Here is a 15,744-nt window from a genome sequence, read left to right as displayed (position 1 = left end):
CGAATTACGGCCTTGTAGTTGAAATTGAAGCGGTAAACCACTGCTGAATATTGCTCATGGCAGCGTGCGAAGTATCCAGAATCGGCTGTGGATAGACGCCCAGCAGCACCAGCAGCACCACCAGAACACCGATGGTCATAAACTCACGCGGTGACATGCCTGGCAGCGGATCTTTCGATTTCGCTTCGCCGTAATAAGCGCGCTGCATCATCACCAGCGAGTAAATCGAGGCAAACACCAGACCAAAGGTCGCGATGATGATAATCATCGGCACCACCTGGAAGCTGCCGGTCAGAATCATAAATTCGCCGACGAAGTTACCGGTGCCTGGCATACCGAGGTTGGCAACAGCAAAGAACAGCGACAGACCCGGAATCCATTTGATGCGCGACCACAGGCCACCCATCTGACGCATATCACGAGTATGCAGACGTTCATACAGCTGACCACACAGAATGAAGAGTGCTGCAGCGGAGAGACCGTGCGCAATCATCTGAATCACCGCGCCCTGCAGCGCCAGCTGGCTGCCGGTATAGATGGCAATCAGCACAAAGCCCATGTGCGAAATCGAGGTGTAAGCAATCAGACGTTTGATATCAGTCTGCGAGAAGGCCATCCAGGCACCGTAGAAGATACCGATGATGCCTAACCACATGGCGATTGGCGCAAACTCGGCTGACGCATTCGGGAACAGCGGCAGACTGAAACGCAGTAAACCGTAAGCTGCGGTTTTCAGCAGGATACCCGCCAGGTCGACAGAACCAGCCGTTGGTGCCTGACTGTGCGCATCCGGCAGCCAGCCGTGCAACGGTACCACCGGCATCTTCACCGCAAAGGCGATAAAGAAGCCCAGCATCAGCAGATATTCAACACCGCTCGACATTGGCGTCTGCAGCAGCTGTTCGTAGTTGAATGTCCAGACGCCAGTCGCGTTGTAGTGGACAAACACCAGGCCCAGAATCGCAATCAGCATCACCAGACCTGAAGCCTGGGTGTAGATGAAGAATTTGGTCGCGGCGGAAATACGGGTTTTGCCGTCCGATGCTTTATGACCCCAGAGCGCGATGAGGAAGTACATCGGCACCAGCATCATTTCCCAGAAGAAGAAGAACAGGAACAGGTCGATGGAGAGGAAAACACCGATTACGCCGCCCAGGATCCACATCAGGTTCAGGTGGAAGAAGCCCTGATACTTTGAAATCTCATTCCAGGAACAGAGCACCGCCATCAGACCGAGCAGGCCGGTCAGCACCACCATCAGCAGCGACAGGCCATCAATGGCTAAATGGAAGCTGATGCCGAAGCGTGGGATCCACGGAACGGAGAAACTTGACTGCCACTGCGGAATGCCCGCTGCCTGCGTCAGTGAATAGCCTCCCTGCAACCAGAGTTGCAGTGAAAGCGCCAACGTCAGCCCCATAGTGATCAGTGCGATCCAGCGTGGCACCTTCGCGCCAAGGCGCTCAGTGAGCCAGCAGATCAGACCACCGACGAAGGGTATGATAATTAGCCAAGGTAATAACACGGCACACTTCCCTTTTCTTTGTCTTAGTTCGGGCTATCTTACTTGCCATTTTGGCTCCCGGCAGTGCTCGCAATCCTCACATACCTCGGTATGCTCCGGTTGCTGTGCGCTGGCGGTAACCAAACTGGCCGCGACGATAACGCCCTTGCTCAGGACAATTTTTGACATTCTCAATGGGCAGATTAGCTAACCTGCCCCGCTCATCAATCTTTAAATCACCAGCAGCAGAGCCAGCACCAGCACGGCGCCCACGCTCATTGACGCAACGTACCAGCGCAGGTAGCCATTCTCACTGACTACCAGGCCTTTGTTGGCAATACGTGACAGCAGCGCAGGCAGGTTCATCAGGCCATTCAGTGGGTCGCGCTTCAGCAGCCACGCAATACCCAGATAAGGTTTGACGAACACTTTATCGTAGAGCCAGTCGAAGCCCCAGGCCGCAAACCACCAGGTGCCGAAGAAACGGCCTGGTGCACTGTTTGCGATACGGGTAACCAGCTCACGTTTGCCCAGCCACAGCGCGGCAGCGATCAGAATGCCGACAATCGCTACAACGCCCGAGGTGATTTCAAGTCCCACTTTGCCCGCTTCACCGAACTCATTGGCTGGCAGTACCCCTGCCAGCGGCGGCGTGATCAGCGCACCAATAAAGGTGGAGAGCAGCAGCAGCACAATCAGCGGCAGATGATGGGTAATACCCTTACCGGCGTGCGCATGAATTTTCTCTTCGCCGTGGAACACGATGAAGATCATACGGAAGGTATAGATAGAGGTCAGGAACGCCCCCACCAGACCCGCAACCATCAGGTTGATGTGACCGTTAGCCAGTGCGCCAAACAGGATCTCATCTTTACTGTAGAAGCCCGCCGTAATCAGCGGCAGTGCCGCCAGCGCCGCGCCGCCCACCAGGAAGCAGGTGTAGACCAGCGGAATGCTCTTACGCAGGCCACCCATTTTGAAAATGTTCTGCTCGTGATGGCAGGCCAGAATCACTGAACCCGAAGAGAGGAACAGCAACGCTTTAAAGAAGGCGTGCGTCATCAGATGGAAAATCGCCGCATCCCACGCCTGAACACCCAGCGCCAGGAACATGTAGCCAATCTGGCTCATGGTGGAGTAAGCGAGAACACGTTTGATGTCGGTCTGTACCAGCGCGGCAAAGCCTGCCAGCACCAGGGTAATCGCCCCGATAATCCCGACCAGATGCAGCACTTCCGGCGTCAGCAGGAAGAGACCGTGGCTACGGGCAATCAGGTAGACACCGGCTGTCACCATGGTCGCGGCGTGGATCAGTGCCGAAACCGGTGTCGGACCGGCCATCGCATCTGCCAGCCAGGTCTGTAACGGCAGCTGAGCCGATTTACCGACCGCGCCACCCAGCAGCATCAGCGTTGCCCACTGCAGCATATGGTTATCTGCGGCAAAGTGCGCAGGTGCCAGCTCCATCATCTCGCGGAAGTTCAGCGTGCCCAGCTCGTTGTAGAGGATGAACAGACCAAATGCCAGGAAGACGTCGCCCACGCGGGTAATGATGAACGCTTTCATCGCCGCTTTGCCGTTTTCCGGATTGCTGTAGTAGAAACCGATCAGCAGATAAGAGCAGAGGCCTACCCCTTCCCAGCCCAGATACATCAGCATCAGGTTATCGGCCAGCACCAGAACAACCATGCTGGCGATAAACAGGTTGGTATAGGCGAAGAAGCGGGAGTAGCCCTCTTCTCCACGCATGTACCAGGAGGCGAACATGTGAATGAAGAAACCGACACCGGTTACGACAGACAGCATGGTCAGCGACAGGCCATCCAGCGTCAGGTTCACCTTCATGTCGAAGTTGCCGACATGCATCCAGGTCCAGAGCGCCTGCGTGTAGGCTTGCTGGCCGTTGGCGAAGAAGTCAAAACCGACCATCGCTGTAGTCAGGGCCGCCAGACCCACCGATCCCATACCAATCGTGGCCGACAGGTTCTCTGACCAGCGACCGCGCGAAAACGCTAACAGCAGAAAGCCGATCAGCGGAAACAAGACAGTTAAATAGAGAAGATTCATCCGCGCATCTCGCTCACAGTATCAATGTTCAGCGTCTGACGACGACGATAGAGCTGAAGCAGCAGTGCCAGACCAATACTGGCTTCCGCTGCCGCCAGGCTGATCGCCAGGATATACATCACCTGTCCATCGGCCTGACCCCAATAGCTCCCGGCAACCACCAGGGCTAAGGCGGCGGCGTTGATCATGATTTCAAGGCCGATCAGCATAAACAGCAGATTGCGGCGTATTACCAGCGACGTCAGTCCAAGGACAAACAGCACGGCAGCAAGAATCAATCCATGTTGTAACGGGATCATGCGTTCTCCTTTTTCACCTGAGCGGCGTCAGCATTACGGTTACTCAGGACTTCGCCCTGACGCTCCTCGCGACCGATATGGAACGCCACGACCAGACCCGCCAGCAGCAGCATTGAGGCCAGTTCAACCGCCAGTACGTAAGGACCAAACAGGCTGATGCCGACCGCTTTGGCGTCGATGATGGTGCCATCGATGCCCTGATCGTTGGCGGTCAGGATGGCGTAGACCATTACGACCAGCAGCAGCAACGAGACGATACCCGGACCAATCCACAGAGACGGGCTGAGCCACTCACGCTCCTGCTTCTCGGTCTGCTTGCCTAAGTTCAGCATCATGACCACGAAGACGAACAGCACCATAATGGCACCGGCGTAGACGATGATCTCCAGCGCACCGGCAAAATAGGCTCCCATAGAGAAGAAGACGCCCGCGATCGATAACAGCGAAACGATCAGGTACAGCAACGCATGTACCGGATTAGTGTGGGTAATGACGCGCAACGTCGTCAGCACCGCCACCAGTCCGCAAAGATAAAACGCAAATTCCATGCCTTGCTCCTTAAGGTAATAAGCCTTTGACGTCGATAGGCTTCGCTTCGTTTTCTGCTTCGCCCTTATCTTTACCGTCAATCGCCATACCTGCCATGCGGTAGAAGTTGTACTCCGGATATTTACCCGGCCCCGAAATCAGCAGATCATCCTTCTCATACACCAGATCCTGACGCTTAAACTCACCCAGTTCGAAATCGGGGGTCAGCTGAATCGCCGTGGTCGGACAGGCTTCCTCACACATGCCGCAGAAGATGCAGCGTGAGAAGTTGATGCGGAAGAACTCCGGATACCAGCGGCCATCTTTGGTTTCGGCTTTCTGCAGCGAGATACAGCCAACCGGGCAGGCAACCGCACACAGGTTACAGGCGACGCAACGCTCCTGACCATCCGGATCGCGGGTTAACACGATACGGCCACGATAGCGGGGTGGCAGATAAACCGGCTCTTCCGGATACATCTGAGTTTCACGTTTGGCGAAGGCGTGCAGCCCGATCAGCCAGATACTGCGAACTGTCGTGCCAAAGCCTACGACAATATCTTTCAAAGTCATTTGTTAACCCCTTACGGCGCTGTGTAGAGAATCACTGCGGCAGTCGCCAGCAGGTTCAACAGCGTCAACGGCAGACACACTTTCCAGCCGAATGACAGCACCTGGTCGTAGCGTGGGCGCGGAAGCGCAGCACGAATCAGGATGAACATCATCATAAAGAACGCCGTTTTCAGGGCGAACCAGATGAACGGCGGCAGGAATGGGCCGTGCCAGCCACCAAAGAACAGCGTCACAATCAGCGCTGAAACGGTGGTGATCGCCACATATTCGCCGACAAAGAACAGGCCGAACTTCATACCGGCATATTCGATGTGATAACCGTCCGCCAGTTCCTGCTCCGCTTCTGGCTGGTCAAACGGATGCCGGTGACACACCGCTACGCCAGCAATACAGAAGGTCACGAAACCGAAGAACTGCGGAATGATGTTCCACAGGTGCGTCTGGCTGTTGACGATATCGTTCATATTGAACGAGCCCGCCTGCGCCACCACACCCATCAGCGACAGACCCAGGAACACTTCGTAGCTCAGGGTCTGCGCCGAGGCGCGCATCGCACCCAGCAGCGAGTATTTGTTATTACTCGACCAGCCGGCAAACAGCACTGCGTAGACCGCAAGGCCCGCCATCATCAGGAAGAACAGCAGACCGATATTCAGGTCTGTCACCATCCAGGTTGGAGAAACCGGCACGATAGCAAAGGCCAGCAGCAGTGAAACAAAGGCGATAACCGGCGCAAGGGTAAAGATAAAGCGGTCGGTAAACGGCGGAACCCAGTCCTCTTTAAAGAACATTTTGATCATGTCCGCTACCAGCTGGAGCGAGCCGCCCCAGCCTACGCGGTTTGGTCCGTAACGGTTCTGGAACAGGCCGAGCAGACGACGCTCGGCGAAGCTCATGAACGCGCCGCAGGCCACAACCACCAGCAGAATCACGATGGCTTTAACAATGGCCAGCAGAATGTCGATAACGTCCGGTGTTAACCAGCTCATTGCGCCGCCTCCTGCAGAGTGTCGATTTTACCGTTCGCCAGGAATGGCGGAACGCCCGGCATGCCCAGCGGCAGACCAATCTGTCCCGCCTGCAGTGACGCCGAGAAACGGACCGGCAGACGCACTGTCTCACCGGCACAGATGAACTCAACCGCCGCGCCATTGTTGACGCCCAGCTTCGCTGCATCTTCCGGGTTAATCACCAGTGCAGGCGGTGCCATACGCTGCTGGAAGACCGGTGAACGCTGTGACATCTCTTCGCTACCAAACAGCTGGTAGAGAGGGGCCACGCGCCACTGCGCTTCACTGACGAATGCCGCCGGAACGTTGCTGAACCAGGGCAGACTGGCTGCGCTGGCTTCAAACAGCCGTACACCCGGATCGCCATTACGCAGTTTGCCGCCCACTTCAACCTGGAACTTGTTCCACGCCTGCGGTGAGTTCCAGCCCGGTGCCCAGGCAAACGGAATCTGCGAACGCGGTGCGCCTGGCTGGTTGTTCCCTTCCATTGAGAAGGCGAACATCGTGTCCTGATCCTGCGGCTGACGCGGTTCGTGCACGCTGATATTGGCGCGCGCCGCGGTACGGCCACTGGCACGGTGCGGTGAACGCGACAGTTTCTGTCCACGAATACGGAAGCTGGCATCCGGTGCCGCATCCTTGATTCCGGCCAGCTGTGGCAGATGACTGACCACCGCATCGATCACGTGGTCCAGCTGCGTCCAGTCGACGTGACGGCTTTCCAGCGTGCTGTGCAGCGAATGCAGCCAGCGCCAGCTCTCCAGCATCACTACGTTGTTGTCATAGTAAGAAGGATCGTAAACCTGGAAGAAACGCTGTGCGCGGCCTTCATGGTTGATCGAGGTGCCATCACTTTCGGCGAAGCTGGCGGTTGATAACACCAGACCCGCTTTCTCAAGCGTCGCGGTGCGCTGATGATCAACCACAATCACGTTAGTGGTCTGGGCCAGCGCCGCATCAACCAGCGCTTTCGGTGCATGGCGATAGAGGTCATTTTCCAGTACCACCAGCGCATCGGCTTCACCGTTGCTCAGTTGCTCCAGCGCGCTTTCCAGAGGATTGCCGCCCATCAGGCCAAGACCCACACTGTTGGCGTGTCCCGCCAGCAGCGTAATCCCGACGTCGGCACCGCGCGCTTTGAGCGCTTTGGCCACGTTGGCAGCCGCTTCGATCATCGCGCTGCTGCCGGAATGGGTCCCGGAAATAATTAACGGTTTTTTCGCGCCGGCCAGCGCCTGCACGATGACATCCATCTTGCCGTTCAGTTTGCTGTCGAAATCGGTCACCGCCGGGGCGGTTTCATCCAGCGCACTGGCGATAGCGAAACCGAGACGCGCCTGATCTTCAACCGGTGCGCGATAGCTCCATGCCGCGATATCATCCAGACGGGTTTCATCGACGTTGGTGATAAACAGCGGATGTTTCGCATTCTGTCCGATGTTCAGGATCGCGGCGATCTGCCAGTCTGCTACTTTCTGAGCGGCAGCCATGTCGCGCGCTTTGCCTTTCACGGCCTGACGCACTGACAGCGCCACGCGTGCGCCCACCTGGGTCAGATCTTCGCCCAGCACCAGCACCGCATCGTAGCTTTCAATTTCACGCAGCGATGGCGTATAGATACCGCCCTCACGCAGAATTTTCAGCATCAGTTCAAGCCGGGCCTGCTCGCCCGCTGGCATGCCGGTAGAGAAGTTCTCTGCACCGACCAGTTCACGCAGCGCGAAGTTACTTTCAATGCTGGCGCGCGGCGAGCCGATACCGATCACTTTTTTCGCCTGACGCAGCAAATCTGCACCGGCATTGACCGCCTGCTCTGCGTTCAGCGTCACCCAGTCGTTGCCGCGCAGCAGCATCGGCTGGCGTGGGCGATCTTTACGGTTCACGTAGCCATAGCCAAAGCGGCCACGGTCACACAGGAAATAGTGGTTTACGGTGCCGTTATAACGGTTTTCGATACGGCGTAACTCACCATAACGCTCACCCGGGCTGGTGTTACAGCCCACACTGCACTGCTGGCAGATGCTCGGCGCAAACTGCATATCCCATTTACGGTTATAGCGTTCGGAGTGCGTTTTATCGGTGAAGACGCCGGTCGGGCAGATTTCAACCAGGTTACCGGAGAATTCGCTCTCCAGCGTGCCATCTTCCGGACGACCGAAGTAGACGTTGTCGTGTGCGCCGTAGACACCCAGATCCTTGCCATCGGCATAATCTTTGTAGTAACGCACGCAGCGGTAACAGGCGATACAGCGGTTCATCTCATGGGAGATGAACGGGCCGAGATCCTGATTACGGTGGGTACGTTTGGTGAAGCGATAGCGGCGGAAGCTGTGGCCGGTCATTACTGTCATATCCTGCAGGTGACAGTTACCGCCCTCTTCACACACCGGACAGTCGTGCGGGTGGTTGGTCATCAGCCACTCCACCACGCTTTCGCGGAACTCTTTTGCTTCGCCATCATCGATGGAGATGAATGTGCCGTCAGAGGCCGGCGTCATGCAGGACATGACAAGACGGCCGCGGGTATCTTCGGCATTCTGGAATTGCTTTACCGCACACTGGCGGCAGGCCCCAACGCTTCCCAGCGCCGGATGCCAGCAAAAGTAAGGAATATCAAGGCCCAGAGAGAGACATGCCTGTAGCAGGTTGTCCGCTCCGTTCACATCATACTCTTTACCGTCTACATGAATTGTAGCCATAGTGACATGCTTCCGTAAGGCTCGTCAGAGACGAGCGTTAATCATATTCTTGCCCCGACGCACGACATTGTCGGGGCGGCGGCACCAGGCCTGTTCCGTGTTCTTCGGCGAATTACCAGCGCGCTTTCAGCAGGTTTGGCTGGATCCCGCCAATGGCGCGGGTATTGCCAAACACCTGCGGTGCCATGCCGGCTTCAAACTCTTCACGGAAATATTTAATCGCACTCTGCAGGGGCTCAACCGCACCCGGCGCATGCGCACAGAAGGTTTTACCCGGGCCAAGCTGACGGCAGAGTTGCAGTAAGGTTTCGATATCGCCTGGCTGACCCTGCTTCTGCTCCAGCGCACGCAGAATTTTGACGCTCCACGGCAGGCCATCGCGACACGGTGTACACCAGCCGCACGACTCACGGGCAAAGAACTCTTCCAGGTTACGCACCAGCGAGACCATGTTGATCTCGTGATCGACCGCCATCGCCAGCGCCGTACCCAGACGACTGCCCGCTTTGCCGATGCTGGCAAACTCCATGGGCAGATCCAGGTGCTGGTCGGTCAGGAAGTCAGTCCCTGCCCCGCCGGGCTGCCAGGCTTTGAACTTCAGTCCGTCACGCATACCGCCCGCATAATCTTCAAGGATTTCACGTGCGGTGATACCGAATGGCAGCTCCCAGACGCCGGGATTTTTAACCCGTCCGGAGAAGCCCATCATTTTGGTACCGGCATCTTCGCTTTTAGAGATGTTTTTGTACCACTCCACGCCGTTGGCCAGAATCGCCGGAACGTTGGAGAGGGTTTCCACGTTGTTCACGCAGGTCGGTTTGCCCCACGCGCCCGCACTCGCCGGGAATGGCGGTTTCGAACGCGGATTGGCACGACGGCCTTCCAGTGAGTTAATCAGTGCCGTCTCTTCGCCGCAGATATAACGACCTGCGCCGGTGTGGACAATCAACTCAAAGTCAAAGCCGGTACCGAGAATATTTTTACCGATATAGCCCGCTTCCGTCGCTTCAGCAATCGCACGACGCAGATGCACCGCGGCTTCAATGTATTCGCCACGTAAGAAGATATAGCCACGGTAAGCCTTCAGCGCAAAGGCGCTGATCAGCATTCCTTCCACCAGCTGGTGAGGCATCTGCTCCATCAGCAGGCGGTCTTTATAGGTGCCCGGCTCCATCTCATCGGCGTTACACAGCAGGTAACGGATGTTCATCGACTCATCTTTCGGCATCAGGCTCCACTTCAGCCCGGTGGAGAAGCCCGCACCGCCGCGCCCTTTCAGGCCTGAATCTTTGACTGCCGCAACGATTTCATCCTGCGACATGCTTTTCAGCGCTTTTTCCGCACCGGCATAGCCGTTTTTACTGCGATATTCGTCAAGCCAGACAGGTTGCTTGTCGTCACGCATCCGCCAGGTCAGCGGATGAGTTTCTGCAGTGCGAATGATCTGTTTAATTGTCATTGATACTGCTCCAGCAAACCAGGGATGCCTTCCGGCGTCAGATGCACATGCGTGTCTTCATCCACCATCATCGTTGGCCCCTTATCGCAGTTACCCAGACAGCAGGTTGGCAGCAGTGTAAAGCGGCCATCGGCAGTGGTCTGACCCGGTTTGATATTCAGTTGCTGTTCCAGTGCTGACTGGATGCCCTGATAACCGGTGATATGACAGACCACGCTGTCACAGTAACGGATCACATGACGGCCAACCGGCTGACGGAAGATCTGGCTGTAAAATGTCGCCACACCTTCAACATCACTCGCCGGGATACCCAGAACCTCGGCAATCGCATTGATGGCGCCGTCCGGCACCCATCCGCGCTGTTTCTGCACGATCTTCAGCGCTTCAATCGAGGCTGCACGCGCATCTTCATAGTGGTGTTTTTCGTGCTCAATGGCGTGATGCTCTTCCGCGCTCAGCACGAAGACCTCGTTAGGGTCGATCGTTTTAATGGCAATGTGTTGATCGTGCATAATTAGCGGTCCACGTCTGACATAACAAAATCGATACTACCCAGATATACGATCAGGTCGGATACCAGGCTGCCACGGATTACTGAAGGAATCTGCTGCAGATGCGGGAAGCTCGGCGTACGCACGCGGGTGCGGTAGCTCATGGTGCTGCCATCGCTGGTCAGGTAGTAGCTGTTGATCCCTTTCGTCGCTTCAATCATCTGGAACGACTCATTGGCTGGCATCACCGGCCCCCACGAAACCTGCAGGAAGTGCGTGATCAGCGTTTCAATGTGCTGCAGCGTGCGCTCTTTCGGTGGCGGCGTGGTCAGCGGATGATCCGCTTTAAACGGACCCTCTGGCATGTTGTTGAGACACTGCTCAAGAATGCGCAGCGACTGCCACATCTCTTCCATTTTCAGCATGACGCGGCTGTAAGCATCGCTGATGCCGTCGCCGACCGGGATTTCAAAATCGAAGTTTTCGTAGCCGGAGTAGGGACGCCATTTACGTACGTCAAAGTCGAGACCGGTAGCACGCAGACCAGCACCGGTAGTGCCCCACGCCAGCGCCTCTTCCATGTTGTAAGCAGCAACGCCTTTGGAACGGCCAATCAGTACGCTGTTGCGCAGTGCCGCTTTGTCATACTCTTTAAGACGTTTTGGCATCCAGTCGAGGAAGTCACGCAGCAGACGTTCCCAGCCTCGCGGCAGGTCATGCGCGACACCACCGATGCGGAACCACGCCGGGTGCATACGGAAACCGGTAATCGCCTCAACCACGTCATAGATTTTCTGACGGTCGGTAAAGGCAAAGAACACCGGCGTCATGGCCCCGACGTCCTGAATAAAGGTGGAGATATAAAGCAGGTGGCTGTTGATGCGGAACAGCTCAGAGAGCATCACGCGGATCACATTAACGCGATCGGGCACCACGATACCGGCCAGTTTCTCCACCGCCAGTACGTACGGCATTTCGTTTACGCAGCCGCCGAGGTACTCGATGCGGTCAGTGTAAGGAATGTAGCTGTGCCACGACTGACGCTCGCCCATCTTTTCGGCACCACGGTGGTGATAGCCGATGTCAGGCACGCAGTCGACAATCTCTTCACCATCCAGCTGCAGAATGATGCGGAATGCCCCGTGCGCCGACGGGTGGTTAGGCCCGAGGTTCAGGAACATGAAGTCTTCGTTGGTGGTGCTGCGCTTCATGCCCCAGTCTTCAGGCTTAAAGGTCAGCGCTTCCATCTCCAGATCTTCTTTCTGCTTGGTCAGCGTAAACGGATCGAATTCGGTGGCGCGCGCCGGGTAATCTTTACGCAGCGGATGGCCTTCCCAGGTCGACGGCATCATGATGCGCGTCAGATGCGGGTGACCATCAAAGGTGATACCAAACATCTCCCAGGTTTCACGCTCATACCAGTTGGCATTCGGGAAAAGGCGGGTGATGGTCGGCAGATGCATATCGTTTTCAGAGAGTGCCACCTTGAGCATGATGTCGCGGTTGCGTTCAATCGACAGCAGGTGGTAGAAAACGGAAAAATCCGCCGCAGGCAGGCCTGCACGGTGGGTACGTAAACGCTCATCCACGCCATGCAGGTCATAAAGCATGACGTAAGGCTTGGGTAATTTACGCAGGAACTCGATAATTTCCAGTATCTGTTCACGCTTCACCCACACCACCGGAATACCGGTACGGGTTGGCTGAACAGTGAAGGCATCCGGCCCAAAACGGTTACGCAACTCGCCGATCACCGGGTCATCAAGGTGATCACGGGTTTGCCATGAAGGCTGAGCGAGATCTTGCGTGGTCAAATCTGTCATACGTTACTCACCATTCCGGCCTGGTCTCAGGCACTCAAATGAAGGCGTCAGGATGGGGCCATGCATTAAATTGTGATGTTCTGCTGCAGGCGCTGTTTTCCATCCATACGGTTTTAAACTTCGTCCGGGCTGCGCAGGTTTGTGACTGCAATGCGCTCGCCGCGTTTTCTTTCACGCTCAGATGGCATGTTGGCGCGATAAACGCCCTGATCGCCAACCACCCACGAGAGCGGACGGCGCTCTTTGCCGATCGACTCCTGCAACAGCAGCAGTGCCTGCATATACGCTTCAGGACGTGGCGGACAGCCAGGAATATAAACATCGACCGGCAGGAATTTATCGACACCCTGCACCACGGAATAGATGTCATACATGCCGCCAGAGTTGGCGCAGGCACCCATGGAAATCACCCATTTTGGTTCCAGCATCTGATCGTACAAACGCTGAATAACCGGGGCCATTTTGGTGAACGGCGTACCGGCAATGACCATGAAATCGGCCTGACGTGGCGAAGCGCGCATAACTTCGGCGCCAAAACGTGCCACGTCGTGGACCGCGGTGAACGATGTTGTCATCTCAACGTAACAACAGGACAGGCCAAAGTTATAAGGCCATAGGGAGTTTTTACGCCCCCAGTTCACCATGTCATGCAGGGCATTTTCGAGTTTGCCCATATAAACGCTGCGATGAACGTGCTGCTCCAGCGGATCGCTGACGATTTCCTGCTTTTGCAGAGGATAACGGTCGTTCTCACCACCGTTCGGGTCTATGCGGGTGAGCGTATAGTCCATCTTATTGCCTCTCTTTTACTGCTTATGAGGATTGGTGTGGCTGACCGTAGTGGTTTTGACCACCACGCGACGGCGAGCTGGAGCCCAGTCCAGTGCGCCAATGCGTACCAGATAGACCAGACCCGCCAGGAGCACCAAAATGAAAATTGCGGCTTCCACAAAGCCGATCCAACCGCTTTCACGGATTGAAGTCGCCCATGCGTATAAAAAGAGGGCTTCGACGTCGAAGATGACGAAAAACATCGCAACCAGATAAAATTTCGCCGACAGGCGGATATGGGTATCACCAACGGATTCAATGCCCGATTCGAATGGCGTGTCTTTGTAGCGGGCGCGCGCTCTGCCGCCAAGCAGCCATCCTCCGGTCAGCATGAAAGCACACAGGCCAAAGGCAATAACGATAAATACGATAAACGCCCAGTGCTGAGCGATGATTTCGGTGGTAGTTGACATACTCATTGCTTACTCATCAAAAGTGGCGCTGGCATCCTGCACGCGTTTCCCGCAGCAAACTGACCACATCGATTCAAGGGAAGGATAAAAACCTTTCAAATGTCGCTGTTATTACGTAATAAGCAGCTATTTTATGGGGTTTTTTACTCCTTTCTATAACCTTTTGTCAACTTTGACAAAAGTATCCAAACATTATTTCACACCTGCATCATATTATTAACAAATGATGCCCCGCTTTCCAGCTAAATCGCTTCAGTCTGTAGGGTTAATTTTAGTGTAGCGGGTATTCACATGCATGGATCGTGCATTTAACAAACATATTTTGACAGGTATCACTGAATTTTCCCTCCCCTTTCCAGGGCTATTTTTTTGATCCAGAACACACTTTTGCCCTTTATGCGTTAATTTTCCCCACCTGAAACGGTGATTCGGAACAAAGCGTTCGGTTTTTTGGTCTGGATGTTTCAATTAAGCAGGTGGTGAAACTTTTTTAGTCGGGTCAGAAGAGGCAGATGAGTCAGTAAGGAGCATCGGGCGGGGGTCAGGCACAAAAAAGCCTCTCGTTCTTTTCAGGGAAGGAGAGGCTTATTTATAAGCGTTTATTAAGGCAATCACGCGGGTATTGAGTACAACACGTTAGCGAAATTACTCTTCATCATCCAGCAACAGTGAACCGTCGGGATTATTGCTCAGGTTATAAGGATCATTGGTGGACTGCATGGCATTGAAGATAGCCAGCGCCAGTTCATTATCGCTGTCAGGATTACGGCACAGCAGATATTGCGTATCCGGCAGTACCGGCAGTCCTTCAGCTGCACCCATAACACGCAGTTCCGGGCTCATCATCTCGACCGGACGTGCCGTCACGCCCAGTCCCGCTTTCACCGCTGCGCGTACTGCAGCCAGTGTGGAAGCGACATAAGAGATACGCCACGGGATGCCCGCTTCGTTGAGATGATCGATAGCCATATCACGATAAGGACTTGGCTCATCCAGCAATACCAATGGAATGGCTTCGCCACGCTGGAAGATATAATCCGCTGCGCAGTACCACAAGGTAGGTGAAGTACGCAGTACCTGATAGGTAAAATTGCCCGGGCTGGAAGTGGTCACAACCAGGTCCACTTCACCCTGATTGAGCATTTCCATCATAAACGGATTACGTTTAACCCGCACATCGATTGCCAGTTTCGGATAAACCGAGGTCACCCGGTTTAGCAGGAACGGCAGAATAGTGTCAGAGGTGTCATCAGAGGCGCCAATAGTCAGCACGCCCTGAATGTTGCTGTACATCAGAGATGTGCAGGCTTCGTCGTTAAAACGAAGAATTTTTCTCGCATAGCCTAAAAGCTGGATACCGTGCTCCGTCAGAAGCTTATTACGTCCATGTCTGGCAAACAGCTCTTTACCTACCAATTGTTCCAGACGCTGCATCTGCTGACTGACTGCTGACTGGGTTCTGCAGACCGCTGCAGCAGCAGCTGCAAAGGTATTCAAATCCGCAACGGCAACGAAGGTTCTCAGCAGATCGAGGTCGAGATTCAGTATCGGACGATTTGCATTAGTCATGTTTTTTCTTCACTTATAAGATTTTTACGAACTACTACCCTGGTGTTATCACAAGCTTATCAAAGTGATAAGCAGTAATGGTGCTCAATGACAGTCCTGTGTGAAGACTGACACAAAAAAAGTTTATGTGGATCCTGCACTGTTGACTCCTCTGAAGGGTCATAGTGCTATTCAAGACAGATACAACTTCTGAACCGATGGCGCTGGGTGCGCAAATGCAGGAAGCTGCGTAGTTGTCTTATTCCCACCAGAAAGAATCGTGTGGGATAGAAAGCGCACTTTACGGGCTATCAAAGCGAAGCGGCAAAGTGCACTAAATAATAAATTATACTTAATCATTTTTGACTTCAAAATGGAAATGATTTTGTGAAAAGCGCTGTAAATTTTGTGCTAAAGGCATTTCCAGACCCTTATGCCACATTATTGATCACTTTTTAAGCCTTCAGCGTTCTGAAATTTAGTGAGGAAGTGTTAAGTA

At 54.8% G+C, this 15,744-nt stretch carries 13 protein-coding genes; all 13 read right to left on the bottom strand.

Annotated features, from left to right (window positions below; all coding sequences use genetic code 11):
- Window positions 1–4: 4 nt before the first annotated feature.
- The 13 genes from nuoM to lrhA all read right to left on the bottom strand — a co-directional run bounded on the left by nuoM (window position 5) and on the right by lrhA (window position 15,266).
- Window positions 5–1,525: an NADH-quinone oxidoreductase subunit M gene (nuoM, locus tag ACVKSX_RS19065; protein WP_010258081.1), complete on the bottom strand. Its 1,521-nt coding sequence runs from the start codon at window positions 1,523–1,525 to the stop codon at window positions 5–7.
- Window positions 1,526–1,735: 210 nt separating this feature from the next.
- On the bottom strand, window positions 1,736–3,571 hold the full coding sequence (nuoL, locus tag ACVKSX_RS19060; protein WP_010258078.1) for an NADH-quinone oxidoreductase subunit L: 1,836 nt from the start codon (window positions 3,569–3,571) through the stop codon (window positions 1,736–1,738).
- Complete coding sequence (nuoK, locus tag ACVKSX_RS19055; RefSeq protein WP_003854236.1) at window positions 3,568–3,870, bottom strand: NADH-quinone oxidoreductase subunit NuoK; 303 nt, start codon at window positions 3,868–3,870, stop codon at window positions 3,568–3,570. The genes nuoL and nuoK overlap by 4 nt, the downstream gene beginning before the upstream one ends.
- The gene (gene nuoJ, locus ACVKSX_RS19050) at window positions 3,867–4,418 is read right to left on the bottom strand and encodes an NADH-quinone oxidoreductase subunit J (RefSeq protein ID WP_010258075.1); all 552 of its coding nucleotides are present in this window, start codon (window positions 4,416–4,418) and stop codon (window positions 3,867–3,869) included. The genes nuoK and nuoJ overlap by 4 nt, the downstream gene beginning before the upstream one ends.
- A gap of 10 nt (window positions 4,419–4,428) precedes the next feature.
- Window positions 4,429–4,971, bottom strand: coding sequence for an NADH-quinone oxidoreductase subunit NuoI (nuoI, locus tag ACVKSX_RS19045; RefSeq protein WP_003854239.1), 543 nt, complete (start codon window positions 4,969–4,971; stop codon window positions 4,429–4,431).
- 11 nt (window positions 4,972–4,982) lie between these two features.
- Entirely contained in the window at window positions 4,983–5,960 is a 978-nt protein-coding gene (gene nuoH / locus ACVKSX_RS19040) for an NADH-quinone oxidoreductase subunit NuoH (RefSeq protein WP_003854240.1), read from the bottom strand.
- Window positions 5,957–8,680 (bottom strand): NADH-quinone oxidoreductase subunit NuoG, encoded by a 2,724-nt coding sequence (gene nuoG, locus ACVKSX_RS19035; RefSeq protein WP_022625073.1) that lies wholly within the window; start codon window positions 8,678–8,680, stop codon window positions 5,957–5,959. The genes nuoH and nuoG overlap by 4 nt, the downstream gene beginning before the upstream one ends.
- Window positions 8,681–8,792: 112 nt before the next feature.
- Complete coding sequence (gene nuoF, locus ACVKSX_RS19030; protein WP_029519446.1) at window positions 8,793–10,133, bottom strand: NADH-quinone oxidoreductase subunit NuoF; 1,341 nt, start codon at window positions 10,131–10,133, stop codon at window positions 8,793–8,795.
- Between the two features lie 2 nt (window positions 10,134–10,135).
- A complete protein-coding gene (gene nuoE / locus ACVKSX_RS19025) occupies window positions 10,136–10,651 on the bottom strand; it encodes an NADH-quinone oxidoreductase subunit NuoE (protein WP_010258066.1) in 516 nt (171 codons plus the stop codon).
- Window positions 10,652–10,653: 2 nt separating this feature from the next.
- Window positions 10,654–12,453, bottom strand: coding sequence for an NADH-quinone oxidoreductase subunit C/D (gene nuoC / locus ACVKSX_RS19020; RefSeq protein ID WP_010258063.1), 1,800 nt, complete (start codon window positions 12,451–12,453; stop codon window positions 10,654–10,656).
- Between the two features lie 113 nt (window positions 12,454–12,566).
- Window positions 12,567–13,244, bottom strand: a complete 678-nt coding sequence (locus ACVKSX_RS19015; protein WP_003854245.1) for a NuoB/complex I 20 kDa subunit family protein — start codon at window positions 13,242–13,244, stop codon at window positions 12,567–12,569.
- A gap of 15 nt (window positions 13,245–13,259) precedes the next feature.
- The gene (locus tag ACVKSX_RS19010) at window positions 13,260–13,703 is read right to left on the bottom strand and encodes an NADH-quinone oxidoreductase subunit A (RefSeq protein WP_010258058.1); all 444 of its coding nucleotides are present in this window, start codon (window positions 13,701–13,703) and stop codon (window positions 13,260–13,262) included.
- 639 nt (window positions 13,704–14,342) lie between these two features.
- Window positions 14,343–15,266, bottom strand: a complete 924-nt coding sequence (lrhA, locus tag ACVKSX_RS19005; protein WP_010258055.1) for a transcriptional regulator LrhA — start codon at window positions 15,264–15,266, stop codon at window positions 14,343–14,345.
- Window positions 15,267–15,744 lie beyond the last annotated feature (478 nt).

It is taken from the genome of Pantoea sp. PvP021, from assembly GCF_054056055.1.
Note: the sequence above shows the minus strand (reverse complement) of the source record. Positions and strands in the feature narration are given on the sequence as shown.

Coding starts and splice junctions, on each gene's coding strand:
- lrhA (WP_010258055.1), bottom strand. CDS start 15,266: ATGACTAATGCAAATCGTCCGATACTGAATCTCGACCTCGATCTGCTG.
- ACVKSX_RS19015 (WP_003854245.1), bottom strand. CDS start 13,244: ATGGACTATACGCTCACCCGCATAGACCCGAACGGTGGTGAGAACGAC.
- nuoE (WP_010258066.1), bottom strand. CDS start 10,651: ATGCACGATCAACACATTGCCATTAAAACGATCGACCCTAACGAGGTC.
- nuoH (WP_003854240.1), bottom strand. CDS start 5,960: ATGAGCTGGTTAACACCGGACGTTATCGACATTCTGCTGGCCATTGTT.
- nuoI (WP_003854239.1), bottom strand. CDS start 4,971: ATGACTTTGAAAGATATTGTCGTAGGCTTTGGCACGACAGTTCGCAGT.
- ACVKSX_RS19010 (WP_010258058.1), bottom strand. CDS start 13,703: ATGAGTATGTCAACTACCACCGAAATCATCGCTCAGCACTGGGCGTTT.
- nuoL (WP_010258078.1), bottom strand. CDS start 3,571: ATGAATCTTCTCTATTTAACTGTCTTGTTTCCGCTGATCGGCTTTCTG.
- nuoJ (WP_010258075.1), bottom strand. CDS start 4,418: ATGGAATTTGCGTTTTATCTTTGCGGACTGGTGGCGGTGCTGACGACG.
- nuoC (WP_010258063.1), bottom strand. CDS start 12,453: ATGACAGATTTGACCACGCAAGATCTCGCTCAGCCTTCATGGCAAACC.
- nuoK (WP_003854236.1), bottom strand. CDS start 3,870: ATGATCCCGTTACAACATGGATTGATTCTTGCTGCCGTGCTGTTTGTC.
- nuoG (WP_022625073.1), bottom strand. CDS start 8,680: ATGGCTACAATTCATGTAGACGGTAAAGAGTATGATGTGAACGGAGCG.